The 25,577-nt window shown below is 72.1% G+C and carries 21 protein-coding genes; 8 read left to right on the top strand and 13 right to left on the bottom strand.

The genetic code is table 11. The features are described 5' to 3' along the window. Window positions 1–161 precede the first annotated feature (161 nt). The 5 genes from FBZ33_RS13270 to FBZ33_RS13250 form a co-directional block, all read right to left on the bottom strand. Window positions 162–902 (bottom strand): GAF and ANTAR domain-containing protein, encoded by a 741-nt coding sequence (locus FBZ33_RS13270; RefSeq protein WP_141909284.1) that lies wholly within the window; start codon window positions 900–902, stop codon window positions 162–164. Window positions 903–1,081: 179 nt separating this feature from the next. Then, window positions 1,082–3,373: an accessory Sec system translocase SecA2 gene (secA2, locus tag FBZ33_RS13265; RefSeq protein WP_141909283.1), complete on the bottom strand. Its 2,292-nt coding sequence runs from the start codon at window positions 3,371–3,373 to the stop codon at window positions 1,082–1,084. 123 nt (window positions 3,374–3,496) lie between these two features. Next, window positions 3,497–5,302, bottom strand: a complete 1,806-nt coding sequence (locus tag FBZ33_RS13260; protein WP_255508841.1) for an ABC transporter ATP-binding protein — start codon at window positions 5,300–5,302, stop codon at window positions 3,497–3,499. Window positions 5,303–5,375: 73 nt separating this feature from the next. After that, window positions 5,376–6,464, bottom strand: coding sequence for a zinc-binding dehydrogenase (locus tag FBZ33_RS13255; protein ID WP_099853179.1), 1,089 nt, complete (start codon window positions 6,462–6,464; stop codon window positions 5,376–5,378). Further along, on the bottom strand, window positions 6,457–7,467 hold the full coding sequence (locus tag FBZ33_RS13250) for a Gfo/Idh/MocA family protein (protein WP_141909282.1): 1,011 nt from the start codon (window positions 7,465–7,467) through the stop codon (window positions 6,457–6,459). The genes FBZ33_RS13255 and FBZ33_RS13250 overlap by 8 nt, the downstream gene beginning before the upstream one ends. Window positions 7,468–7,690: 223 nt before the next feature. Between FBZ33_RS13250 and FBZ33_RS13245 the strand changes: the two genes are divergently transcribed. The 5 genes from FBZ33_RS13245 to ctaD all read left to right on the top strand — a co-directional run bounded on the left by FBZ33_RS13245 (window position 7,691) and on the right by ctaD (window position 13,340). Next, window positions 7,691–8,674, top strand: a complete 984-nt coding sequence (locus tag FBZ33_RS13245) for a glucosyl-3-phosphoglycerate synthase (protein WP_255509123.1) — start codon at window positions 7,691–7,693, stop codon at window positions 8,672–8,674. Window positions 8,675–8,696: 22 nt separating this feature from the next. Further along, window positions 8,697–9,854: a glycosyltransferase gene (locus FBZ33_RS13240; protein WP_088948017.1), complete on the top strand. Its 1,158-nt coding sequence runs from the start codon at window positions 8,697–8,699 to the stop codon at window positions 9,852–9,854. Window positions 9,855–9,947: 93 nt separating this feature from the next. Then, a complete protein-coding gene (locus tag FBZ33_RS13235; protein ID WP_141909280.1) occupies window positions 9,948–10,406 on the top strand; it encodes a DUF4383 domain-containing protein in 459 nt (152 codons plus the stop codon). 89 nt (window positions 10,407–10,495) lie between these two features. Beyond that, window positions 10,496–11,224: an STAS domain-containing protein gene (locus FBZ33_RS13230; protein WP_141909279.1), complete on the top strand. Its 729-nt coding sequence runs from the start codon at window positions 10,496–10,498 to the stop codon at window positions 11,222–11,224. A gap of 124 nt (window positions 11,225–11,348) precedes the next feature. Next, entirely contained in the window at window positions 11,349–13,340 is a 1,992-nt protein-coding gene (gene ctaD, locus FBZ33_RS13225; protein WP_099853165.1) for a cytochrome c oxidase subunit I, read from the top strand. 66 nt (window positions 13,341–13,406) lie between these two features. Here the strand turns inward: ctaD and FBZ33_RS13220 are convergent, their stop codons facing one another. Together FBZ33_RS13220 and FBZ33_RS13215 are read right to left on the bottom strand one after the other, a co-directional pair. Then, entirely contained in the window at window positions 13,407–14,549 is a 1,143-nt protein-coding gene (locus tag FBZ33_RS13220; protein WP_141909278.1) for a SigB/SigF/SigG family RNA polymerase sigma factor, read from the bottom strand. A 223-nt stretch (window positions 14,550–14,772) separates the two neighbouring features. Continuing rightward, on the bottom strand, window positions 14,773–16,143 hold the full coding sequence (locus tag FBZ33_RS13215; RefSeq protein ID WP_141912628.1) for a hypothetical protein: 1,371 nt from the start codon (window positions 16,141–16,143) through the stop codon (window positions 14,773–14,775). A gap of 275 nt (window positions 16,144–16,418) precedes the next feature. On the opposite strand from FBZ33_RS13215, the gene FBZ33_RS13210 reads away from it, so the two are divergent. Next, entirely contained in the window at window positions 16,419–16,649 is a 231-nt protein-coding gene (locus FBZ33_RS13210) for a CDGSH iron-sulfur domain-containing protein (RefSeq protein ID WP_141909277.1), read from the top strand. A 231-nt stretch (window positions 16,650–16,880) separates the two neighbouring features. Here FBZ33_RS13210 and FBZ33_RS13205 read toward each other — a convergent pair whose 3' ends face one another. From FBZ33_RS13205 to FBZ33_RS13195, 3 genes are read right to left on the bottom strand one after another with little or no spacing between them, the layout of a single operon-like run. After that, window positions 16,881–17,984, bottom strand: coding sequence for an iron-containing redox enzyme family protein (locus FBZ33_RS13205; RefSeq protein ID WP_141909276.1), 1,104 nt, complete (start codon window positions 17,982–17,984; stop codon window positions 16,881–16,883). A gap of 49 nt (window positions 17,985–18,033) precedes the next feature. Further along, window positions 18,034–19,788, bottom strand: coding sequence for a thiamine pyrophosphate-binding protein (locus tag FBZ33_RS13200; protein ID WP_141909275.1), 1,755 nt, complete (start codon window positions 19,786–19,788; stop codon window positions 18,034–18,036). Next, a complete protein-coding gene (locus tag FBZ33_RS13195; protein ID WP_141909274.1) occupies window positions 19,781–20,905 on the bottom strand; it encodes a Vms1/Ankzf1 family peptidyl-tRNA hydrolase in 1,125 nt (374 codons plus the stop codon). The genes FBZ33_RS13200 and FBZ33_RS13195 overlap by 8 nt, the downstream gene beginning before the upstream one ends. A gap of 142 nt (window positions 20,906–21,047) precedes the next feature. Here FBZ33_RS13195 and FBZ33_RS13190 point away from each other — a divergent pair, with 142 nt between their 5' ends. Continuing rightward, complete coding sequence (locus FBZ33_RS13190; protein WP_185755288.1) at window positions 21,048–21,596, top strand: hypothetical protein; 549 nt, start codon at window positions 21,048–21,050, stop codon at window positions 21,594–21,596. A gap of 50 nt (window positions 21,597–21,646) precedes the next feature. Here FBZ33_RS13190 and FBZ33_RS13185 read toward each other — a convergent pair whose 3' ends face one another. Beyond that, window positions 21,647–21,985 (bottom strand): DUF3817 domain-containing protein, encoded by a 339-nt coding sequence (locus tag FBZ33_RS13185; protein WP_088948007.1) that lies wholly within the window; start codon window positions 21,983–21,985, stop codon window positions 21,647–21,649. A gap of 154 nt (window positions 21,986–22,139) precedes the next feature. Here FBZ33_RS13185 and FBZ33_RS13180 point away from each other — a divergent pair, with 154 nt between their 5' ends. Further along, on the top strand, window positions 22,140–23,618 hold the full coding sequence (locus tag FBZ33_RS13180; protein ID WP_141909273.1) for a glutamate--cysteine ligase: 1,479 nt from the start codon (window positions 22,140–22,142) through the stop codon (window positions 23,616–23,618). Between the two features lie 27 nt (window positions 23,619–23,645). On the opposite strand, the gene FBZ33_RS13175 is transcribed toward FBZ33_RS13180, so the two are convergent. Both FBZ33_RS13175 and FBZ33_RS13170 read right to left on the bottom strand, forming a co-directional pair. Continuing rightward, entirely contained in the window at window positions 23,646–24,032 is a 387-nt protein-coding gene (locus FBZ33_RS13175) for a DUF2267 domain-containing protein (RefSeq protein WP_185755287.1), read from the bottom strand. A 366-nt stretch (window positions 24,033–24,398) separates the two neighbouring features. Further along, on the bottom strand, window positions 24,399–25,571 hold the full coding sequence (locus FBZ33_RS13170; RefSeq protein WP_141909271.1) for a zinc-dependent alcohol dehydrogenase: 1,173 nt from the start codon (window positions 25,569–25,571) through the stop codon (window positions 24,399–24,401). Window positions 25,572–25,577: the final 6 nt, after the last annotated feature.

Below are 25,577 nucleotides of genomic sequence, written 5' to 3'. Positions count from 1 at the left end.
ATCGACTCGGGCTTCAGGAAACCGGTCCATCCACGAGCCGCGAACACCCCGGATTCAAGGAACCCGAGTCGATCAAGCCGAACCACGAACGCAAGACGAGCCACGAACGCCGACCCGCCCGGGTGAGCCTCGGCGCGCGGTCCGGTCAGGCGTCGCGCCGGTCAGGCGTCGCGAGGGCGGGAGACCGTCCGGACCAGTCGCTCGGCCACCTCGCGCAGCGGAATGTCCAAGGACGACGCCGCGGTGCGCAGCACGTCGAGGGCCTCGGCCGGCGGGCACCCGCGCTGGGTCATGATCACCCCGACGGCCTGGCCCACCACCCCGTCGTGCAGCAGTGAGGCGTCCCGCTCGCTGGCGAGCGTGAGTTGCCGCTTGCGGTCGCGGACGGCCGCCAGCAGCAGGCCGGCGTGTTCGGCGAGCAGCATCGCGGTCAACTGGTGCTGCGGGGTCAGCAGCTCCGGCGAGGCGGCGTAGAGGTTGATCGCGCCGATCACCTGGTCGTCGATGTCCACCGGCGCGGAGATGACCCCGCGCACGCCGAGATCCCGGGCGCGCGCCGTCCAGACCGGCCAGCGGGTCTCGCCGGCCAGATCGGCGGCGAGGATCATCTCGCGGCGTTGGATGGCGCTCATCGCCGGCGAGTCCGGCCCGTGTCGCAGGTCGTCCAGCTCGGCCAGCCGCTCGTCGGAGGCGGCCACACCGGCGGGTTCGCCGGCGCGCAGGGCGGTGAACCCGCACCAGCGCACTCCGGCCACGGCGTCCCGGGTGACCCGGACCAGCGCCAGCAGCGCCTCGTCAAAGTCGGTCAGGGCGATCAGGCCGGCGGTCAGCTCGCGTAACAGGGCTGCGGTTTCCAGGACACCGAGGGTCTGCACCACCGGCTCCCGCGTGTCGAGGTTCACCGGTTCGCAGCCTCCGTGCGCCCTCGCGCCCGGTCCGCGTTCATCGTCACCTGTGTCATCGTCTGCTCTCTCCCGAATCGACCGACCAGCGCTACTACCCGAGGAAACCTGGGTCGAAACGACGTAAATCGGGGCCCCCTGCCGCACGCGGAGGCACGACAGGGGCCCGGTGGCCTACGTCAGCGCGAGGTGCCGCTGAGTCGCCGCCCGATCGACGCGATCAGCCGGTCCAGCTCGGACCCGAACGGGTTGTCGTGCACCAGGTACGTCCAGGTGGCGGTGGGCCGGACCAGGGTGCCGTCGTCGGGCTGCCAGTCCTCATCGAATTCGGTCTCGGTGAAGGTGGCGATGGTGCGGGCCTCGATCTCCGGGATCAGGTCGTTGAACGCCGGCACGGCGGCCCGGTGGAACTCGTCCAGTGGGTCGAGCCGGCCCAGCGCGCGCAGGTGAACGCCCTCGCGGACCTCCGACAACTCGGCCAGGTGCTCGGCCCAGAGCCGGTCCAGGTGGAAGAGCGCGATCGAGCGGGCCGCGCGGGCGAGCAGGTCCTCGTCCATCTCGCCGGCCTTCTCGGGCTCCTTCTCCAGCAGCATCACGGCGGCCACGTCACTGGTCAGCAACCGCTCGCGGCGCGCGGCGAGAGCCTTGCGCTGCTGCTCGATCACCACGCTGTAGCGCCAGGTGTTGCGGTGGATCTCGTGGTTGACGCCCTCGGCGACCCGCTGGGCGTGCTCCACCGCGTAGTCGACCTGCTCGTCGGTCACCAGGCCGTCGGCGTTCATCCGCGGCGACGCCGGCACCGAGTCGGCGGCGTGCCGGACGACCAGGTCGTCCTCCAGGCTAACGAAGAAGACCGAGCCGCCCGGGTCGCCCTGCCGGCCGGCACGACCACGCAGCTGGTCGTCCACCCGGCGGCTGTCGTGCCGGCCGCTGCCGATCACGTAGAGGCCGCCCAGCTCGGCGACCCGCTCCTGGTCGCGGCCGTCGCTGCCGCCCAGTCGGATGTCGACGCCCCGGCCGGCCATCTGGGTGGAAACGGTCACCGCGCCGTACGCGCCAGCCTCGGCGATGATCGCCGCTTCCTCGTCGTCGTTCTTGGCGTTCAGCACGACGCAGGGCACCCCGGCCGCGTTGAGACCGGCGGCCAGGCCCTCGGACTCCTTGACGTCCAACGTGCCGACCAGCACCGGCCGCCCCTTGGCGTGCCAGCGCTGGATCTCGTCGATCAGCGCCTCGTCCTTCTCGGCCCGGGTGGCGTAGATGCGGTCCGGCTCGTCCTCGCGGATGCAGGGGGTGTTCGGCGGGATCACCGCGACCTCAAGACCGAAGAACTCCCGCAGCTGGTCGCCGACCAGCACCGCCGTGGCGGTCATGCCGCAGACCTTCGGGTAGAGCGCGATGTACGCCTGCATGGCGATCGTGCCCAGCACCTCGCCCTCGGCGGTGGCGTCCAGGCCCTCCTTGGCCTCGACCGCGGCCTGGAGCCCGTCCGGCCAGCGGCGGCGCTGGGCCACCCGGCCGCGCATCTCGTCGACCAGCTCGACCGAGCCGTCCCGGACGATGTAATCCACGTCACGGTGCAGCAGGGCGTGCGCGTGCAGCGCCACGTTGACCGCGGAGAGCTGCTCGACGTGCTCCTCGTCGTACAGGTCGATGTCGAGCTTGGCCTCGATGGCGGCCAGGCCGGCGGAGGTGAACGCCACGCTGCGGCCGTCGTCCGCGACCGTGTAGTGCTTGCCCTTGCGCAGGCCACGGACCAGCGCGGCGGCGGCGTGCACCGGGTCCTGCTCGCCCGGCACGGCGCCGGCCAGGACCATCGGCACCCGAGCCTCGTCGATCATGATCGAGTCGGCCTCGTCGACGATCGCGGTGGTCAGGGCCGGTTGCACGCGGTCCTCCACGTCGGTGGCCAGCTGATCGCGCAGGTAGTCGAAGCCCGCCTCGCTGACCGAGACGTAGGTGACGTCGCAGGCGTACGCGTCGCGCCGCTCCTGCGGGGTGGAGGCCTCGTTGACCCAGCCGACGGTGAGGCCGAGCAGGGTGTAGACCGGCTCCATCCACTGGGCGTCGCGTCGGGCCAGGTAGTCGTTGATGGTGAGCACGTGCACCGGCCCGTTGCCGAGCCGGACGTGCCCGTACGCGGCGATCGTGGCGGTGAGTGTCTTGCCCTCACCGGTGGCCATCTCGGCGACCTTGCCGGACAGCAGCGACATCGCGCCGAGCAGCTGCACGTCGTACGGCCGCTGGTCGAGGCCGCGGCGGGCGGCCTCGCGGCCGATCGCGCAGATCTCCTCGTAACCGGTGGCGGCACCCGCGGCCTCGGTCAGCTCGGCGTCGTCCAGCGCGGCGAGCTCGTCCTCGCGCGCCTCGACAGCCGGCAGCAGCTTCTCCAGCGGAGCAAGATCCACGGTCGAGCCGGGGCGCTGAAGGAACCGCCGGAACTTGCTCTTGAACCGTTGCGACACACCCATGAGCGGCAACGGTACGCGATTCCGGCCGGCTTGCGCGGCCCGGCCGCCGGCAAGTCGACACCGAACGGAGCGAGCACCTCGACCCCGGCGGAGGAGCGCAGGTCGGCCCCCGAACGGACGGAGTCAGCCGACCAGCAGTTGGTGGGTGGCGAGCTCCCGGTAGAGCGGGTCGGTGGCGGTCAGTTCGGCGTGGGTGCCGACGGCCACCACCCGACCGCCGTCGAGGACGACGATCTGGTCGGCGTCGACGACGGTCGCGAGCCGGTGCGCCACGATCAACAGCGTCCGGCGGACGGCCACCGCGTCGATGGCGCGGCGCAGCGCGGCCTCGTTGCGCGAGTCGAGGTTGCTGGTCGGTTCGTCCAGCAGCAGCACCGGCGGGCCGGCGAGCAGCGCGCGGGCGATCGCCAGTCGCTGCCGCTCACCCCCGGAGAGCAGCACCCCACCCTCCCCCACCTGGACATTCAGACCTTCGGGGGTGCGCTCGACCAGGTGCGCGAGGTTGACCTCGTCGAGCACCTGGCGCAACCGGTCGTCGGTGGCGTCCGGGGTGGTGATCAGCAGGTTCTCCCGCAGCGTGCCGGCCAGCACGGGTGCCTCCTGCTCGACGTAGCCGAGCCGGGCACGCAGCGCGTCGCGGGGCAGGTCCCGTATGTCGTGGCCGTCCAGTCGGACCGCGCCGGCGCTGACCTCGTAGAAACGCTCGACCAGGGCCAGCAGTGTGGACTTGCCGGCGCCGGAGGGGCCGACAAGCGCGGTACGCGTACCGGCGGGCACCGCGAAGCTGACCTCGTGCAGCACCGGCTCTCCGCCCGGGTAGCCGAACCCCACCCGATCGAACTCGATCATCGGTGCGGGCCGGCGTGGGGTGGTCGTCGCGGCGGCGGGAGCGGCCCGGTCGGCAGCGCCCTCGGCGGGCACGGCCAGGATCTCCTCGATCCGCTGGAGGGCACCCAGACCGGACTGCAACTGGGTGTATGCCCGCAGCACCTGGGCCAGCGGAAGTGCCAGGAGGAACAGGTACATGACGAAGGCGACCAGGTCACCGACGGAGATCGCCCCGGCGGCGACCCGTGCACCGCCGATGCCGAGCACCAGCAGGAACGCGCCCTGCACGGTGATCGAGCCGATCGGGCCGACCAGTGACTGCACCCGGGCCACCCGCAGGCCGGCGTCGTACGCCTCCCGCGCGCTGCCGGTGACGGTCTCCGCCTCCCGGGCCTCGGCGCGACTGGCCCGGATGGTCCGGGCCGCCGAGATGGCCCGCTCCACTGCCGAGGTCATCTCACCGATCCGCTCCTGGGCGGCTCGGGCAAGCGCCCGGACCCGGCGGGCGAAGGTGGCGGCGAAGCCCAGCCCCAGTGCCACACCGAGCAGGGTGACGCCGAACAGCAGCGGATCGAGCAGCACCATGGCGATGCCGGCGCCGACCACCGTCACCGCCCCGGTGACCGTCTCGAAGAGCCCGGAGGTGACGACCGCTCGCAACAGGGTGGTGTCCGAGCCGACCCGGGACAGCAGGTCGCCGGTGCGCCGGCGGTCGTACTCGGCGATGGGCAGCCGCAGCAGGTGACCGGCGAGCCGTCGCCGGGTGCCCAGCACCACCCCTTCGGCGGTGCGTTGCAGCAGGTAGTCGCGCAGCCCGCCGATGGCCGCGCCCAGCACCACGAGCGCCACCAGCACCGACACCAGGTCGGCGACGGGATTGTCGGCGCCGATGCGGTCGAGCACCGTGCGGGTGAGCAGCGGCTGCGCCAGTGACGCGGCCGCGCCGACCAGCGACAGCACGCCCACCACGACCAGGGTGCCGCGGTGTTCCCGCAGGTACGGCAGCAGCGCCCCCAGACCGACCGGTCGACCCGCGGCGGCGCCACCGGCCGACCGGTCCGTCGAGGTGCCGCCGGTCGGCCGGTGCGTCGAGGTGCTCATGCGGGGAACGGTAGTCCGCCGCGTCACCCGGGCGGGCGCGCTCCGGCCCGCCGGGTCGGTTCGGCCCGCCGCGTCAGGTCGACAGCACCACCTGAAGCTCCTGGCGACGACGGTCGGCCAGATCGGTGAGCAGGGTGGGCGCCTCGTCGAACGGCACCACCGCCGAGACGAGGTGCTTGCGGATCACGTCCCCGTACGTCCGGAGCAGGTCGATCGTCTCGGCGGAGAGCCGCTCGCGGTCCCAGGTGGGGGCGAGCCCGCGCGGCACCCGGCCGATCTGCGCGCAGCGCAGCGAGAGCCCGTTGTGGTGGAACTCCTCACCGAGCCGAACCGCGTCCGCGCCCTCCTGGTAGAAGGCGAGGTCGATGACCGTGCCCTGGGGGCGCAGCAGCCGCAGGGCGAGCTGCAACGCCCACGCCTGCCCTCGGCACTGGAACACCACGTCGGCGCCCCGGTCACCGGCGGTGTGGGCCCACCGGGTCTTGAGCACGACCGCAGGGTCGTCCGCGTCCGGGTCGAGGGTTTCCAGACCGAGCGCCTCGGCGACCTGGCGACGGTGCGGGGTGGGGTCGAGCACCACCACCGAGGCGGCGCCGTTGCGCCGGGCGAACAGCGCCGTCAGCAGCGCCACCACCCCGGCGCCGACCACTGCGACACGCCGGCCGCGGACCCCGTCGCCGAGGGAGCGGACGTCGGTGCCGTGCAGGTCGGCCGCGGCGTGCAGCAGACCGTTGGCGCAGATCGGACCCATGTGCGCGACGTAGACGCCGAGCAGCGGATCCAGGTCGTCCGGCAACGGCACGAACCGCTCGGCGACCGGGTCGGCGAGCCAGCCGGTGCGGTGCCCGTACGTCATCGCGCCGACAGTGCCCACGGCGACGGCCGGGGTGTCGCTCTCCACCACCCGGCCGACCTGCATGTAGCCGAGGCGGTTCACCGGGTACGGGGTGCTCGCCTCGCCCGGTTGGAACAGCCCCAGGTCGGCGTTCCAGGTGACGTTCAGGTAGGGATTCGTGCCCTTGACGAAGCTCAGCTCGGTGCCGGCGGAGACGCCGCTGTAGAGCGTCTCGACCCGGAACGTGCCGGGACGCAGCGGCGCGGCGTCCTGCTCGACCAGCTCGACCCGGCCGGGGCCGGTGACCACCACGACCTTGTCACGCATCGACGGTCACCCCCGTGCTGATGGCCGCCGGGGCGGTCGGGGTGGCGAGCCGCACGGTGGTGCCGGTGCGGGCCGAGTCGGCCACCGCGAGGGCCAGCCGTTGGGTGGCCAGCGCCTCGGCGTACGGCACTCGGACGTCGTCGCCAATGCCGCGGACGGCGTCGACGAAAGCCCGGTCCACCGCGACCCGGGCGGTCTCCGGGTCGGCGGGGACGTGTCGTTCCCCGTCGGCGTCGCGGATCGTCAGGCCCTCCTCGGTGATCGAGAGGGCCAGCCCGTCGGCGAGGATCTCCAGGCCGGCGCGGTGCTTCCAGCCCAGCACGCAAGCCGCGCTGAGGGTGCCGACCGCCCCGTCGGCGAAGCGCAGCGCGGCGGTGGTGACCGAGTCGATGTCGGCGCCGTCGACCGGCGGCGGGGTGCCGTTGCCGTACGCGGTGACCTCGGTCACCTCGCCGGCCAACACGCGGACCAGGTCGAGCACGTGGGCGGCCTGCTCGACCACCGGGCCGCCGGAGCGGTCCCGCCGTGACCACCACGCCACCGGGGGCACCTTGTCCAGCCAGGCGCCGCTGACCATCCGCACCGGGCGGTCGGCGAGCAGGTCTCGGGCCTGGTCGAGCACGCTCAGGTAGCGCCAGTGGTGGCCGACGGCGGTGCGCAGCCCACTGCGCCCGACCAGGTCGGCGATCCGCTCGGCGGTGCCCAGGTCGACCGCGACGGGCTTCTCGACGAACATCGGCACCCCGGCTTCGATCACCGCCTCCTCGGCGGGACCGTGCGCGAAGGGCGGGACGCAGACGTACACCGCGTCCGGGGCCGCGGCCAGCAGTTCGGTGACGTCACGGAAGACCTGGCCGCCGTGCTGCGCCGTCAGCGCTGCCGCCGCCTCCGGTGCCACGTCGGTCACCCCGATGAGCTCGACGTCGTCGAACCCGGACAGCACCCGGGCATGGCGCTGTGCCACCCCGCCAGCGCCCACGAGACCAACCCGGCATTTCCGCATGCGACAACCTCTTTCGAGAACGTTTCCTTTTCGATGGGAGCAGTCCCCTGGGGTGTCCGCAATCAAACGTTCATGCCCTGGGAACGCGACAATGTCACTGTTGTGATCAAGCTGACGCCCTGGAAGCGGTTAGCGCGTGGTGGCGAATGGGAAGTAACTGTGTCGCTATTTCCACGCACGAACGGAGGGGGTGCCCGTGCGGGATACGACCGTGTCACCGGTGGTGGAGGCGTGGGCCACGTACCGGACCACCTCGGCGGCGGACTGGCCGGCACGCCGGCTGCTACGCGCCAAGGGAGGGAGCCGGGTCAGCGTGGTGCTGCCGGCGCGCAATGAGGAGGCCACCGTCGGCGCGATCGTGTCGACCATCCGCGAGCACCTGATGGACCGGGTCGCCCTGGTCGACGAGCTGATCGTGGTGGACTCGCGGTCGACCGACCGCACCGCGCAGGTGGCCCGTGCCGCCGGCGCGGAGGTGGTCAGTCAGGACGAGATGACCCGAGGGCTGCCGCAGCTCACCGGCAAGGGCGACGCGCTCTGGGCCGGGCTCGCCGCCGCCGAAGGGGACGTGGTGGCGTTCATCGACGCCGACCTGCGGGAGTTCCGGCCGCATTTCGTGAGCGGGCTGCTCGGCCCACTGCTCACCGATCCGTCGGTGGACTTCGTGAAGGGCTTCTACCACCGGCCGCTGGTGGGCACCGCCAGCGTGGAGCCGGACGGCGGGGGCCGGGTGACCGAGCTGATGGCCCGCCCGCTGCTCAACCTCTTCTGGCCCGAGCTGGCCGGCTTCGTGCAGCCGCTCGCCGGCGAGTACGCCGGCCGCCGTGACGTGCTGGCCCGGGTGCCGTTCGTCTCCGGTTACGGCGTGGAGACGGCCATGCTGATCGACCTGCTGGAGCTGGTCGGGCTGGACGCGTTGGCCCAGGTCGACCTGGGCGAGCGCAAGCACCGCCACCAGGACACGGCGGCCCTCGGCCGAATGTCCGCCCAGATCATGCTGACCGCCTGGTCCCGGTTGCAGCGGCGCGGCTGGGCGGTCCCCGGCGCGACGCCGGAGGCGTTGCTGACCCAGTTCCGTCGCGGTGGGTCGGACACGCTGCCGCACCTGGACCGGGAGATCGTGGTCAGCGACGTGTCCATCGAGGAACGCCCGCCGCTGGCCGAACTGCGCCACCGCGTGCCCCGTCGCCGGGTGGCCGCCGCGTGAACGCCAGGAAGGGACGAGCGCGATGAGCCTCACCGTGTTGATGAACGCCGGTCCGTGGCTGTCCGTGCCGCCGCCCGGTTACGGCGGCATCGAGAACGTGATCGCCACGCTGGTGCCGGAGCTGCGGCGACTCGGCGTCCGGGTGGTGCTCGCCTCGGTGGGCAGCAGCACCCTGCCGGTGGACGAACAGATGTCGGTCTTCGACGACGGGCAGTTCGCGGCGTTGCAACGGCCGTACAACCAGGTCTGCGGGATCGCCCAGGCGCACCTGGCCGGTGTGGTCCGGGAGCTGCACTCCCGCGACGACATCGACCTGGTGCACGACCACGTGGAGGCGGTCGGCCTGGCCACCCTCGCCGCGATGGGTCCCGCCGGCCCGCCGACCCTGCACACCCTGCACTGGGACCTGGCCAAGCACCCCGCGCTCTACGGCGGGCTGGACGGCGGTGACCGGGTCCGGGTCAACGGTGTCTCCGCGTCGCAGCTGGCCCGCGCCCCGCTCGCGTTGCGGGAGCACTCGGTGGGGCACGTGCATTTGTCCACCCCCCTGGCCGTGGACGCCGACCGGCGGCCCCGACCGGAGAAGGGCGAACACCTGCTCATCCTCGGTCGGATCAACCCGGGCAAGGGGCAGGACGTGGGTGCCCGGCTGGCACACCGGGTCGGGTTCCCACTGGTCCTGGCGGGGCCGGTCGGCCCGTACCATCGGCCCGCCGATCTGGCTGCCGCGGGCGACGAGGCCCGGCAGAACCCGGACGTGCGGTTCTTCCTCGACGAGGTGGCGCCGCACGTCGACGGTGACCTGGTCCGCTGGATCGGCACCGTGGCCGGTCAGGAGAGGGACGACCTGCTCGCCAGCGCCCGCGCGTCGCTGTTCCCGTTGCGCTGGGAGGAACCCGGTGGCACGGCGGTGGTCGAGTCGCTCGCCCTGGGCACGCCGGTGGTGGCGACCGCCCGGGGCTGCCTGCCGGAGCTGATCGAGCACGGCCGCACCGGGCTGCTCACCACCGACGAGGAGGAGCTGGGCGACCTCGTGGTCGCCGCCGACCTGCTCGATCCCGACGAGTGCCGGCGGGTGGCCGCGCAGCGGTTCACCCCGGCGGTGATGGCCCAGCGCTACGTCGAGCTGTACGAGCGGGTCCGCAAGCTGTCCAGCGCGCCGAGGCTGCTGCCGGCCTGAGCGTCGGCGCGGCGGTGTCTGGGCGGCGGTTTGTCGGCGGCCGCAGCGGGTAGGCGGCAGCGCTCATGCCCGCCGCGCAGCGAGGAGCCGGGAATGGTCGGACCGATGGCCCACTCCCGGGCCCGACCCAACCCGGCCGACGGCAAGCCGCTGGTCCGGCGCGCGGCGGCGACGGTCGGGGTGCTGTTCCTGCTGATCGGTGTGCTCGGCTTCGTGCCGGGGATCACCAGCGGCACCAACGACCTGCGCTTAGCCGGCCACGGCTCGGGCGCCTTCCTGTTCGGCGTCTTCCAGGTGTCGGTGCTGCACAACCTGGTGCACCTGGCGTTCGGGGTGGCGGGTCTGGTGCTGGCGCGGACGGTCACCGGCGCGCGGGCGTTCCTGGTCGGCGGCGGCGCCGTCTACCTGGTGCTCTGGCTGTACGGGCTGGCGGTGGACCACGACACCGGGGCGAACGTGCTCCCGGTGAACGACGCCGACGGCTGGCTGCACCTGGGCCTGGGCATCGGCATGATCGCGTTGGGCCTGTTGACCGGGCGGCCCCGTCGGTGACCTGCCTCGCCCTCGGCACCGGTCCCGTTTGACCCGCTGCGACCTCGGGTAGTGGGGAGATCCCGACCCCGCAGCGAATCGAGGCACCAATGTCGAGCCGGATCACCTGCGAGGTGCGCACCACGGCACCGGTGGCGGTCGTCCGACTCACCGGCGCCCTGGACCTGGGCACCATGCGGTTGGTACACCACGCGCTCCGCGACGCGTTGGTCGACCAGCCGGACGCGCTGGTGGTCGACATGGCCGAGGTCGACGTCAAGGACCGGCTGGCCCTGTCCGTCTTCGCCGCGACGGCCCGCCGGGCCGAGGAGTGGCCGGCCGTGCCGGTGGTCCTCTGTTGCCCGTCGCCGGTAGCCGCGCGTTGGCTTTCCGAGTCGACGACGTGCCGGGTGGTCCCGGTGTCCAGCGACTGCGCGGAGGCCACCCGGGTGGCGGGCACGACGTCCCCGTTGCGGATGCGGGCCCGACTGGAGCCCGTTGCCGGCGCCTGCCGGCGAGCCCGGGAGCTGGTCACCGACGCGTGCGCGCGCTGGAATCTGCCGGACGCGTCCGGCCCGGCCGCCCTGGTGCTCAGCGAACTGGTCGGCAACGTGGTCCGGCACGCCGGCACCCCGATGCAGGTGACGGTGACCCTGCGCCGGCCGTATCTGCACCTGGCCGTGGTGGACGGCAGCAGCGCCCAGGCCCGGGAGGGCGGGACGGACCTGCACGCCGAGGGCGGGCGGGGGCTGCTGCTGGTCCGGGAGCTCACCCAGCGCTGGGGCAGCGTGCCGGCCGGTCCGGGCAAGGCCGTCTGGGCGATGCTGCCCGCGACCTGAGCGATGGCGGTGCCTGCGCCGGTACTGGCGATCTGACCGAAATTACCGCTCTGGGCTGGTTACATGGTGTGCGGGTGGGTAGAGCACGCCCGTCCTTTCTGCCGTCACGACGGGGTGAGCAACCATGCCCAAGCGGGTAACCACAGAACCCGGTCGAGATCGGGGCCCGGCGATCCTGGCTCCGGCACGCTTCGGGGGCTTCCCCGGACCGGTACGCGCACCGGTCCCCGGCAACTCGTTGATCAAGTTCCTCGCCACCACCGACCACAAGCAGATCGGCCTGCTGTATCTGCTGACCTCCTTTGGCTTCTTCGTGTTGGCCGGCCTGGAGGCGATGGTGATGCGGGCCGAGCTGGCCCGCCCGGGGATGCAGTTCCTGTCCCCTGAGCAGTACAACCAGCTCTTCACCTCGCACGGCGCGGTGATGCTGCTGCTGTTCGCCACGCCCGCGGCCTTCGGGTTCGCCAACTACATCGTGCCGATCCAGATCGGCGCGCCGGACGTGTCGTTTCCCCGCCTCAACGCGCTGGCCTACTGGTTGTACCTGTTCGGCGGGCTGATGGTGGTCGGCGGCTTCCTCACACCGCAGGGCTCGGCGGACTTCGGTTGGACCGCCTACACCCCGCTGAGCAGCGTCGAGCACTCCCCGGGGGTCGGCGCGAACATGTGGGTGCTCGGCCTGGTGGTCTCCGGGCTCGGCACCATCCTCGGCGCGGTCAACCTGATCACCACGATCCTGACCCTGCGCGCCCCCGGCATGACCATGTTCCGGATGCCGATCTTCACCTGGAACATGTTGTTCACCAGTGTGCTGGTGATCCTCGTCTTCCCGCTGCTGGCCGCCGCGCTGCTGGCACTGTCGGCCGACCGGCTGCTCAACGCGCACGTGTACGACCCGGCCACCGGCGGGCCGATGCTCTGGCAGCACCTGTTCTGGTTCTTCGGCCATCCCGAGGTCTACATCATCGCGTTGCCGTTCTTCGGCATCATCACCGAGGTCATCCCGGTCTTCTCCCGCAAGCCGATCTTCGGCTACACCGGGCTGGTGCTGGCCACCATCGCGATCACCGTGCTGTCCATGACCGTGTGGGCGCACCACATGTTCGCCACCGGGCAGGTGCTGCTGCCGTTCTTCAGCATCCTCAGCTATCTGATCGCGGTGCCCACCGGCGTGAAGTTCTTCAACTGGATCGGCACCATGTGGAAGGGCCAGCTCACCTTCGAGACACCGATGCTGTTCGCCATCGGTTTCCTGGTCACGTTCCTGCTGGGTGGCCTCACCGGCGTGCTGCTGGCCAGCCCGCCGGTTGACTGGCACACCCACGACAGCTACTTCGTGGTGGCGCACTTCCACTACGTGGTGTTCGGCACCGTGGTCTTCGCGCTCTTCGCCGGCTACTACTTCTGGTGGCCCAAGATGACCGGGCGGCTGCTCGACGAGCGGCTCGGCAAGTTGCACTTCTGGACCATGTTCATCGGCTTCCACGGCACCTTCCTCGTGCACCACTGGCTGGGCAACGAGGGCATGCCCCGGAGGTACGCCGACTACCTGCCCAGCGACGGCTTCACCACCCTGAACACCATCTCCACGATCTTCTCGTTCATCCTCGGCGCGTCCACCCTGTTCTTCATCTACAACGCATGGAAGTCCTGGCGGTACGGGGCGATGGTGACCGTGGACGACCCGTGGGGCTTCGGCAACTCTCTGGAGTGGGCCACCAGTTGCCCGCCGCCGCTGCGCAACTTCGACCGGATGCCCCGGATCCGGTCGGAACGGCCGGCGTTCGACCTGAAGTACGGCCCGCTCGTCGCTGACCTGGGCCGGGATCTGCCGCAGCGCACCACCAAGCCGCCGCAGCAGTTCAGCGACGAGCTGCGGATGGAACACCACGCGCCGGAGTCGCCGTCGGCCGAGGGCGCGCACGGCGCCACCGAGGCGGCCGAGTACCAGCCGGCGCCGCGGTCCGGGGCACGGCCGGTGGACGTGCCGGACCCGGATGGCGTCCGCCGGCCCAGCTTCGAGGAGAGCGACCCGCCCGAGGACGCCGACGACGCGCCGAAGCCGCACGAACGCTGGCGCCACCCGCACAGCGACGGCAACCCCGAGGAGCGCTGACCAGGGGTACGCGCACAGAAGGGCCGACACCCGGTGGGTGTCGGCCCTTCGCCCGTACGTGTGCGGTCAGTCCCGGGCGGGCGCCAGGCCGGCGGCGGTGAGCGAGCGGCGCACCGCGGGCTGTACCCGGGTCAGCCGCAGCGGCACCCCGGTCCGCTCCGCCGCGTCCCGTCCGGCCATCAGCGCGGCGATCCCGCCGGCGTCGAAACCACCGGCGCCGACCAGGTCGACGACCACCTCGCTGGGCTGGCCGGTGACGGCCTCCAGCATGGCCCGGCGCAGCTGGTCCGCGCCGTCGCGGTCGATCTCGCCGCCGACCTCGACGACCACCCGGTCGCCGTTCTGCTTGACCGAGATCCGGGTCTTGCCCGGGTCGGGCTCGGCGGCGCCGTTCTGCCACGGGGGCGGCGCGTCGGCGAGCATCGCCTGGCGCAGCCAGGTGAGCGCCCGCGACAGCAGCCGGGACACGTGCATCTGCGAGATGCCGAACCGGGCGGCGATCTCCGCCTGGGTCTGGTTGCCGTAGAACCGCATCGCCAGGATGCGCCGCTCACGCCAGGGCAGCCGGTGCAGCAGGCCGCTCACCGTGACCCGGTCGTCGACGGATTCGAGCGCGTTGTCCGACTCGCCGACGAGGTCCCCGAACTCCGCTGAGCTCTCCCCGCCCACCGGGGCGTTGAGTGAGGCGGGGCTGTAGCCGGCCGCCGACTCCAGCGCGGCGAGGATCTCCGCCTGCGGGGTCTCCAGTCGGGCCGACAGCTCGGCCACCGATGGGGCCCGGGACAACTCGCTGGTCAACGCGGCGGTGGCCTGCCCCACCTCGAGGATGAGGTCGCGCAGCCGGCGGGGCACGTGCACGCCCCATGTCCGGTCCCGGAAGTGCCGTTTGATCTCGCCCACGATGGTGATCGCGGCGTACGCGGTGAACGAGCCCCGTTCCGGGTCATACCGGTCGACGGCGTTGACCAGCCCCAGCCGGGCCACCTGCTCCAGGTCCTCCAGCGGCTCTCCACGACCCCGGTACCGGCGGGCCAGTCGCCCGGCGAAGGGCAACGCGAACCGAACCAGGTCGTCCCGGGCCTCTCCCCGCCGCTCCGGTGGCAGCCCTTCGATCCGGGCCGCGTACGCCAGTGCCGCCGCGTCGAGATCCTCCAGACCTCGATCGGTGGGTGGTGGTGTGGTCGTGGTCGTACTCGTCTGTCCGAACATCCGCGCCTCCCTCAGGAAGGTCCCCCGCCCGGATCGGGAAACCGGTCGTGCGCGTGGTCGAGCCACGCACCGGGCCGGAAAAGTGGGTCAGTGACTGGGATGCCAGCGGGCGACATCGCCTCTACGCAGCGCAATCAGGCCGTCGCAGCCAGCGATGTTCCCGCTCCGTAGGTACTCAATCACGGGACCCCGGGTTCGCGAGGATGTTTCGGCGTGCTCCGCCTCAGGAGACCAGCAACCCCTGGTGGCCGCCGCTGTCGCGGAGCACTGCCAACGCCTCGGCGGCCCCCAGCGGGGGCGGCACGGGCAGGTCGTACGGCTGGGCACGCATGACCTCGGTGGCCCGGCGGGTGGGCACGGAGGTCACCGGGTAGCCGCGGGCGCTGGTCCGGTCCAACGCCCGACGCCGTCGCCCGAACGCGGCCACGGCCAGCCACTGGGGCAGCCCCGCCAGCGCGGGCGAGCGCATCCCGGGCGGCTCGGGCAACACGTCCACCGAGCTGAACGCCTCGCTGCCGGCCAGCCACCACTCGGCCTCGTCGACGGTGCGCCGGGTGGCGTTCTCGCACCAGTACGGCACCAGCCCCGCGCGCACCACCTGCCACGGATCGAGCAGCCGGCCGCATTCCACCACCAACCGGTCACCGGTCTTGCCGGCGCCGCGCAGCCACCGCCGGTACAGGTCGGCGACGCCCGCGCTCAACGCCGCCGGTCGGGGCACCAGCAGCCGGTGCAGCGGGTGCTCGTGGCGTGCCGACCAGTCCCGCGCGGCCGTCTCGAAGCCCGGGTCGACGCCGTGCTCGGCGTGACCCGACGGCACGGACACCTCCGGCGGCTCCCACCGGGCCACGCTGCCGCCGACGGAGCGCAGGACCTGCCGCAGCGCGTGGCTGTCCGGGTGGAAGTCCACCGGGTCCAGCCCGCTGGCGGGGCAGCCGACCTGGAAGCTGTGCCCAGCGTTGCCCTCCAGGACCGGCCAGGTGCGCGCGTCGTGGACCAGCAGCACCGGGGCGCCGGGGAGCAGGCGGTCGGCCAGGAACTGCGCGTACGCGGCCGGCAGGGCCCTCCACGCGGCGCTCAGCGCCACTGTCGCGCCGGCCAGCGCGCCACGGCTGGCCGGGCAGTGCACCTGCCGCAGGTGCAGGTCGGCGTTGCCGGCGAGCAGCCGGGTGGCGAGTGTCGCGCCGTGCTCCAGGGCGGCCGCCGGGCGGTCCACCGCTCCGTCGGACCAGTGCACGATCATGTCGAAGCCGGCCGGCAGCAGCGGCACGCCGAGGGCCACCGCGAGGTGTGCCGCACCGCCGTGCGGAGAGCCGATCAGCACTCCCGGGTAGCGCCGGCGGGGGTACTGGTCGACGAACCAGCGGGCCACCCGGGCGGCGTCCACCTCGTCGGCCTGGGCCACGGTCAGCGCGACCCGACCGGCGGCTCGGGTGACCGCGGCACGGCGTACCGGCTCGGGCGCACCGGGGAACCGCGACGTCGGGCCGGTCTGGCCCAGGTCGGCGCAGTCCACCCCGCGCAGCGCCCGGGCGGTGGCGGCGACCAGAACCCGGGCGGCGCTGCCCGCGGCCACGACCCGGTCGCCGGCCATACCGGCGCCATCGGCCGTCAGCCCCTTGTGCACCTTGTGCACCGGGCCCACCTTGCCTCGTTCGCTCACCACGCGGCCCGGCTTCCCGTCCCGATGGGGTTCAAACGGGGCATCACCCACCCGGCGGCACATTCCGCCGGTCGGCGGGGTGCGCCGGTCATCCTCGGCGTTCGGCGACGATCGGCGGGAGCGGGCCGGCAACGGCCTTCTGCCATGTGCCGGAACACGGCGGCGGGACGTGTTTCGCCCGGGCCAGGGCGGGCACTTCCGGGGCCATGCGCACCGAGGACACCAGCGAGTCAGCCGCCGCCACGATCACCCCGTACGAGGACGGCCCGCTGCTGGTCCGCGGCGACTTCGAGCTGGTCACGCCGGACGGCGAGCGCATCGACGGGCGCCGCGGGACTGTGGCGTTGTGCCGGTGCGGCAAGTCGGCGCTCAAGCCGTTCTGCGACGGCACCCACAAGGCGATCAACTTCCGCGCGGGCACCACCCGCGAGGGGTGAGGCCACGTCGCCACGTCACGTAGCGAGAGCGGACGGCCCAGGCCATAGGCACGCCACCTTTGCTCTGCACCCATCCATGCACCGGTTACGGAGCGTGTGTGGCGCGTCGGCGGGTGCAGAGCAAAGGGAGCCACCCACATGGCAAGCCCTCACCCAACGGCCGGCGCTCTACGCAGACCCCACACGATTGGATGTGATCCGTCGGCTTCGGGGTGTGACGAGCCCTTCGGATCAGACGAGCGCGGGCGGGGCCGGCGGTGCCACAGCGCCGGCCGCGACCGCGGCGAGCGAGACGGTCGGCGGCAGGGTCGGCGGGGCGGGTGGCCGCAGTGAGCTGAGACCGGCGGCCCAACTGTCCAGCAGGTGCCCGGCGAACAGCCGGTCCACCGCGAGCCCGGCCGCCGCGCCGAAGAGCACGTCGGGGGCGAGGTCCGGCTCGACACGGACCAGGCCACCGCACATGTCGTGCGCGGCGATCTGCTCGTGCACCGCGTCGGCCTCGACGTGCTCGTCGTAGAAGCGGGTGGCGACCTCGTCGAAACCGAGGCGGCGTAGCCCGTTGCCGTAGCGGCGGTTCGGCAGCGAGGACGTCATCTCGAACGCGGCGAGGTGCCCGAGCAGCGCTCCGCGCAACCGCCGGTGCAGGCCGAAGAGCGACATCAGGTTGTTGGTCGCCAGGGTCACCGCCGGCACGGCGTCCAGGTGAGCGGCGTACGCGGTGTCCAGCCCCAGCCGGTCCAGGGTGCGGCGGAACAGCTCGGCGTGCATCCGGTCCAGCCGGCCGTTGCCGTACTCGTCGGTCTGGATCTCCACGAGCGCGGCCTTGGCCGGGCCGCCCAGGCGGGGCAGCGCCCAGCTGTGCGGGTCCGCCTCACGCAGGTGGTAGACGGAACGGTGGACGACGAACTCGCGGAACTGGGTGAGGTCGGCGCGTCGTTGCAGCGTCGCGGCCAGCGGCGGCCCGTCGTCGGCCGTGACCAGCTCGGTCAGGCCGGCAGCCACCCCGGCGGCGGGCACCGTCGGCGTCCCGACCAGCTGGCGCAGTGCCGCCTCGAAGACCCGTTCGCAGCGGGCGCGCAACGCGAGCAACGTCGGCTGCCACTCCCACGAGTCGTCCACGCCGAGCCAGCCCCGGTAGTGCAGCTCGTAGCAGAGGAACAGGGTCAGTTGCAGGTCCTCGTCGGTGATCGGGTCCGCCGGGTCGAGGTCGACGCCGAGACCGGTCGGCAGGTCGTGCGGCGGGCGCCGCAGAGCCTCGACCACCGCCGCGGAGAGCGGGCCACGCGGCCGCGGCAGGATCGCCGGGCCGTAGCGGCGGTCAGCGGTCTCGGACATGGGACCTCCAGCATCGTCGGGCCGCTTCTGATGCCCTGGCCCAGGGCGACTAAACGAGGTCGTCGGCGTTCGCGGTGAGCGTCACCTGCTCCCGGACCTTCCTGGCGGGAGCGCCTTCGGCGTACAGGCCGCGCAGGTCGGCGAACGCCGGTTCCGGTGGCGCCAACGACACTGCCGGGTCGACAACCGCCTCGAGTACGCAGGGGCGGTCCGCCGCGAGGGCCTCGTCCCAGGCCGCGCCGACCAGGTCCGGGCGGTCCACCCGCACCCCGTGCAGCCCGAGCAGCCGGGCCCAACCGGCGTACGGCACGTCGGGTCGGCGGCGGGTCGGGTCGGTCGACGGCTCACGCCCGCCACCCATGCCGTTCTGGTCGCGGTTGTTGAGCACCAGCACCACCAGCCGAGGATCGCGCCACTGCTGCCAGTGGTGCGACACGGTGATCAGCTCGGCGAGCCCGTTGAGCTGCATCGCCCCGTCGCCGACCAGCGCGATGACCGGTTGGTCGGGGGCGGCGAGCTTGGCGGCCACCGCGTACGGCAGTGCACAGCCCATCGAGCCGAGTGTGCCGCACAGTTGAGCCTTCACCCCCGGTGGCAGGGTGAGGTGCCGGGCGTACCAGTAGAGGACCGAGCCGACGTCGACCGCGACCGCGCCGCTGCCCGGCATCCGGGCGGACAGCTCCTGGAGGACGAGCTGCGGGTTGACCGGATCGGCGGGCGCGGCCACCCGCTCGGCGGCGACCTCCCGCCACCGGTCCACCGAGCTCTCCACGGTGGCGCGCCACTGCTGCTCGGGCCGGCCGCGCAGGCGGGTCAGCAGCGCCCGCAGCGTTTCGGCGGCGTCACCGACCAGCGGCACGTCGGCCGGGTAGCGGGTGCCGATCCGGCGACCGTCGATGTCGATCTGCACCGTGCGGGCCTGCTCGGGCATCGGGAAGTAGTCGGTCCACGGGTCGTTGGTGCCGACCATCAGCAGCGTGTCGCAGCCACCCATCAGCTCGGCCGCCGCCGGGGTGCCGACCTCGCCGAGCACCCCGGTGTGAAACGGCAGCCGCTCGTCGAGGACCGGCTTGCCCAGCAGTGAGGTGGCCACCCCGGCGCCGAGCCGGTCGGCGATCTCGATGATCTCGGGGGCCGCGTCCCGACCGCCCTGCCCCACCAGGATCGCGACGCGCTGGCCGCCGCCGAGGAGTTGCGCGGCGGCGTCGAGGTCCACCTCGTGGGGCAGCACCCGGGCCAGCGGCTCACCCGGGGTCGCCGTGATCACCCCGGCGGCGTACGTCTGCAGGTCGGGCACCACGGCTTCCTGCAACTGCCGGGGCAGCACGACGCAGGTCGGGCTGCGCGTCGCCGCCGCCGTACGGAACGCCTGGTCCAGCAGCGCCCCCACGTCCTCCGGGCTGCGGCCGTAGCGGACGAACTGGTTGCACACGTCGCCGAAGAGGCGACTCAGCCCGATCTCCTGGTGGGCGCCGCCGAGCGGCCCGGAGATGTCCTCCCCGACGATCGCCACCACGGGCTTGCTGTCCAGCTTGGCGTCGTAGAGGCCGTTGAGCAGTTGGACGGCGCTGGGCCCCTGGGTGGCGAGGCAGACCCCGATACCGCCGGTGAACTTGGCGTGCCCGGTGGCCATGAACGAGGCGGTTTCCTCGTGCCGCGCTGGGATGAACGCCGGCTCACCGCCAGTGCGGTCCAACGCCTCGATCAGCGGGGCGATCGCCTCGCCCGGATACCCGAAGGCGCGGGGCACCCTCCAGGCCAGGAGCCGCTCCACCACCAGATCCGCGACCCGCCGCTCAGCCATTCTCGGGCCCCGGTGTGCTGGGGTCGACGTAGCGCAACACCGCGCCGACGCCGTCGGTGAGCTCGGGCGCCTCCTCGGGGCCCAGCACGGTCAGCGCCGCGTCGGTGCCGACGAGTGCCCGGACGAGTGCCGCGTCGGCGCGTACCCGCTGCGGGTCGGTCACCGACATCGCGGCCAGCTGCCCCGGGTCGACGGCGATCTCGGTCGGCTCTGCGCCGATCCACAGCTCGCCGTTGGCCGACGGGTCGTCCACGATGATCATGGTGTCCACCTGGTTGCGTTGCAGGGCCGAGACGACCGCGTCGAGCCCGCCGCCCACGTCCTCCTGCACACCGAACCTGTCCAGCGCGGCGCTGATCCGTTGATCGGCGACCTCCGCGATGGTCTGCACGGTGAGGTCGTCCAGCAGGGTCTGGTCGGCGCCTTCGGCCCGCGAGCCCGCGTCGGTGCGCACCATGAGGTCCTGCCAGCGCTCGGGCATCTGGGCGGCGATCATCCCCGTGGCCCGGACGTCGCCGGCGATCACCACCACCTCCGCGCCGACCTTCTCGGCCAGCTGCACGGTCGCCGCGGTGACGTCACCGGCGTTGCGGTGCCAGGCCTCCATGGCGGCCTTCTGGTAGATGTCCTGGGACCAGCCGCCGGGCTGTGGTTTGCGGAGCGGGAAGGTCTCCCGGCCGACGACGTGGGCCCGCCGGGGCACTCCTCCGGCACTGATCGCGATGGCGTCCGCGCCGATCCGGTCGGCCAGCACCCGCACCCAGGCCACCTGTTCGCCCCGCTGGGCGAGCAACGGCATCACGTGCGGAAGCGGCGCGAAACTGGCCAGATCGCGCAGTGGTGGCGCGGACAGGTACTCGGAGAGCACCACCCGGCCGTGACTGGCGAAGACCGCCAGACCGTAGTCCCCGACCATCGGGTCGTGGCCACGGATCACCCGGTCCAAAGCGGCGATGCTCGCCTCGTCGGCTCCCTGTTCCATGAGCCGGCGCTCAAGGGCGCGCCAGCGCAGGTCCAGGGCGGGATGGGCGTCCTCCGTGTCCGCGGAGGCGTCCAGATACACCGAGCACCACGGCCCGGGACGGTCGTAGAGCGGGCGCAGGAAGGACAGCTGCATGCTCGACCCCTTTCCAGCTCGGCCCCCCGCTTACCCGGGTCGCCCGGGATGTCACCTCGTGGCCGTGAGCCCGTGACCAGGTTTCATTCACGTCGTTCAACTGAGGACGTCGATACGATCTGTGAACACATGCGGACTCTCGGTGGTGGAAATGGACAGCGGACTCGAAACCCGACGGATCGTGCACCCGACGGAGCGCATCGTCACCGGGCGGCTGATCCGCCTCCTCGACGGCTACACGCGCGAGGTGCGCATCGGGCAGCCGGTGCTGGTGGCGGTGCTCGCGGCGGCGGCGTTCGCGCGGCTGCCCGCCCTGCTGCTGCGCTCGCTCTTCTCCTTCGGCGGTGGCGGCACCCGCCGGCGCTGGAAGCAGTTGAAGCAGGGTCCGGAATATCTGGTCACGCCGGTGCGACTGCGTAACACCGCAGGGCAGCTCTGCGAGGTGGAGCTGCACGGTCACCTGCCGCAGAGCGCCCTGCACCCGGCGGACCAGGTGCAGCTCACCCTGCGCCCGCAGCGCGACCCGGAGCTGCCGCCCCGGATCGAGCGGATCGTCAACCTCACCACCGGGCAGCTGCTGACCCCGCGTACCGCGACGCTCTGGTCGCACCTCGGGCCGCCGCTGCTGTTGCAGGCGTTCCTGGGCGCGCTGCTGCTGGCCGGCGTCGTGGCCTGCTCCGCGCTGACCTGACCGCTCAGGCAGGCGGCCGGCGGGTCAGCCGACCGGGGCGGGTTGGCGGCTCAGCCGACCGGGGCGGGCTCGCGGGCCGGTTGGCGGTCGACGCCGAGCATCCCCCGGCGGCGGGCCCAACGCTCGAAGGCCAGGGTGGCGAACGGCGGCACCGCGCTGGCCAGAGCCACCGCCGTGGCCAACAGGCTCCACCGGCGCAGCCGGGCCACGGCCAGCACCAGCAGGGCGTACGCGACGAAGAGGCCGCCGTGGATCGGCCCGAAGATCTTGACACCCAGCTCGTTGTCCGGCGGGCCGTACTTGACCAGCATGCCGACCAACAGGGCCAGCCAGGAGCAGGCCTCGGCGATCGCCGCCGCGACGAACAACCGGGTCACCTTCTCGCGCATCCGCACGCCACCACCTCTCAGGGCCGCAATGCTATCGGGGCGGCCTGACTGGGCTATCAGGGCGGGCAGGTGGGTAGGAAGGGACCATCGGGTCTTTCCCCGCCCGCCCCGGACGTGCGAGGTTAGGGGGACCAGCGGTGACAAGGTGGTGACCATGGGCGAGGACGTCAGCGTACGAACCTTCAGTCGAGAAGACCGGGCCCGTTATCGCGACAAGGTCCGCCGCTGCCTGGACGTCTTCGCCGAGATGCTGCGCGAGTCCCGTTTCGACGTGGACCGCCCGCTGACCGGCGTGGAGATCGAGCTGAACCTCGTCGACGAGGCGTCGAATCCGGCGATGCGCAACGCCGACGTGCTGGCGGCCATCGCCGATCCGAGCTTCCAGACCGAGTTGGGCCAGTTCAACGTCGAGATCAACGTGCCGCCGCGCCGGCTGGCCGGCACCGGCACCGCCGACTTCGAGGAGTACGTGCGGGCCAGCCTCAACGCCGCCGAGGTGAAGGCCCGGGCGATCGGCGCCCACATGGTCATGATCGGCATTCTGCCGACACTGCGCCCGGAGCATCTGACCGCCGAGACGCTCTCGGCGAACCCCCGGTACAAGCTGCTCAACGAGCAGATCTTCGCGGCCCGCGGTGAGGATCTGCCGATCGCCATCAGCGGCGTGGAGCGGCTGGCCGTCACCGCCGACACGATCACCCCGGAGGCGGCCTGCACCAGCACCCAGTTCCATCTGCAGGTCAGCCCGGCCCAGTTCGCCGACTACTGGAACGCCGCCCAGGCGATCGCCGGCATCCAGGTCGCGGTCGGCGCGAACTCGCCGCTGTTCTTCGGCCGGGAGCTGTGGCGCGAGACCCGCATCCCACTGTTTCAGCAGGCCACCGACACCCGGTCGGAAGAGATCAAAGCCCAGGGGGTACGCCCCAGGGTCTGGTTCGGCGAACGTTGGATCACCAACGTGTTCGACCTATTCGAGGAGAACGTGCGCTACTTCCCGGCGCTGCTGCCGGTCTGCGACCCGGAGGACCCGACGCAGGCCCTCGCGGCCGGCGAGGTGCCCAGTCTCGCCGAGCTGCGCCTGCACAACGGCACCGTCTACCGGTGGAACCGCCCGGTGTACGACGTGTCGCGCGGCCGACCGCACCTGCGGGTGGAAAACCGGGTGCTGCCCGCCGGCCCGACCGTGCTGGACACCATCGCCAACGGCGCCTTCTACTTCGGACTGGTCCGCGCCCTCGCCGAATCGGACCGACCACTGTGGTCACAGATGTCGTTCAGCGCCGCCGAGGAAAACTTCACCAGTTGCGCCCGGCACGGCATCGACGCGCAGGTGTTCTGGCCCGGCCTCGGCTACCTGCCGGTGACCGAGCTGGTGCTGCGCCGGTTGTTGCCGATGGCGCATCACGGTCTGGACCGGTGGGGGCTCGACCCGGCCGAGCGCGACCGGCTGCTCGGCGTCATCGAGCAGCGCTGCCTGACCAGCCGCAACGGCGCGACCTGGCAGGTGGAGACGCTGCACCGACTGGAGTCCGCCGACCACCTGGACCGGCCGGAGGCGCTGCGCGAGGTGGTCCGCCACTACGTGGACCTGATGCACAGCAACCGACCGGTGCACGAGTGGCCGATCCCGTGAGCGCCCCGGGCCCGATCCGCACGGGGCTCAGCCTCGCGGGGTGGGAACACCGAAGAGATCGATGATGCCGCCGGGAAGCTGGGCGAGCAGGTCGTGTCGCTCGTCGTCATCGAGCGCCTCGGCGACGGTACGCAGCACCGCCTGGGCGTGTTGACGCACATGGTCCGCGTTCGCGACCTGCTCGCGGTCCCCGACGTGCTTCAGGAAATCACCGATGTCCCACCGGCGGCCCTGCGGATTACGGGTGACCGACGCGTCCAGCCGATCCGGTAGCTGTGCCGCCAGGTTGTCGGCCTCCCGTCCGGCGAGCCGTTCGCCGAGCACCGACAGGACGGCCTGCACGGACCGCACCGCCTCGTTCTCACCGAGACCAGCGCGCTGTCGTACCGTGGCGATCATCTGCTCGTACTCCATGCTCCGCTCCTTCGGTCTCCTCGGCATGCCGTAAGGCCTGCCTGCGGACGAACGGGGCGAGTTCCCAGGCTCCCTGACCACAAACGGGGTCACGCGCGGATCCGGACTCCCCGCCACCGGCGGGCGGGGCCTCACAAAACATGCCAGTCACGGCACCCGGGCTGCCAGCTGAGCCAGGTCGGCCGTGCCGGAAGCCCGGACTGGGCCTTGTGTCCCTTGTAGACCCTCCAAGCTGCGTCGCGCGCGCAGGGCGACCTGCGGAGGTGGTCGAGGTGGTGGTCGGCTCCTGTGGAGCTGAGTCGTTTACGACATCAGCTCCACAGGCAGCGCGCGAAGCACTCCCCCGCCGGCAGACCTGACCGCCGGTCAGACCTTGAGCAGAACCTTCGTACAGTCGTCCTGCTTCTTCTGGAAGATCTTGTAGCCCTTTGGTGCGTCGCGCAGCGGCATGCGGTGGCTGACGATAAAGCTCGGGTCGATCTCGCCGCGCTGGATGCGCTCCAGCAGCGGCCGTGTGTAGCGCTGGACGTGGCACTGACCGGTCCGCATGATCAGTGAGCGGTTCATGAACGCGCCCATCGGGAACTTGTCGACGAAGCCGCCGTACGCGCCGACGACCGAGACCACCCCGCCGGAGCGGCAGGCGAGGATCGCCTGGCGCAGGGCGAACGGCCGTTCCGTCTCGACCCGGGCGACCTGCTTCGCCCGGTCGTACGCGTACATGGCGGCGTTGCCGTGGTGGCCTTCCAGGCCGACCGCGTCGATGCACGCGTCGGGCCCCCGGCCTGCGGTCATCTCGTTGAGGGTGTCCAGCACGTCGGCCTGCTCGTAGTTGATCGTCTCGGCGCCGGTGTGCTCCTCTGCCAGCCGCAACCGGTACGGGAACCGGTCGATGACGATCACCCGCTCCGCGCCGAGCAGCCGGGCGCTGGCCGCGGCGAGCAGCCCGACGGGCCCGGCACCCCACACCGCGATCACCTGGCCGGGTTTGATGTCGCACATCTCGGCGCCCATGTAGCCGGTCGGGAACACGTCGGCGAGCATGACCGCCTGGTCGTCGGGGACCTCGTCGGGCACCTTGAGCGGGCCGATGTCGGCGAACGGCACCCGGGCGTACTCGGCCTGGCCGCCGGCGTAGCCGCCGAGCAGGTGGGAGTAGCCGAAGATGCCGGCCGGCGAGTGCCCCATGATCTTCTCGGCGATGCCGGCGTTGGGGTTGGAGTTCTCGCAGACCGAGTAGAGGCCGCGCTGGCAGGACGAGCAGTGCCCGCAGGCGATCGGGAACGGCACCACCACGCGGTCGCCCGGTTTGAGGTTGCGGACCTGCGGGCCCACCTCGACCACCTCGCCCATGAACTCGTGGCCGAGGATGTCGCCCTTACGCATCGCGGGGATGTAGCCGTGGTAGAGGTGCAGGTCGGAGCCGCAGATCGCGGTGGTGGTGATCCGGACGATCGCGTCCCGGGCATTCATGATCTTCGGGTCGGGCACGTCGATCACCTTGACGCTGTCGGTGCCCATCCAGGCGGTGGCCTTCATGGTCGG

It is taken from the genome of Micromonospora sp. A202 (assembly GCF_006715105.1).
Taxonomy (GTDB): domain Bacteria; phylum Actinomycetota; class Actinomycetes; order Mycobacteriales; family Micromonosporaceae; genus Micromonospora; species Micromonospora zamorensis.
Note: the sequence above shows the minus strand (reverse complement) of the source record. Positions and strands in the feature narration are given on the sequence as shown.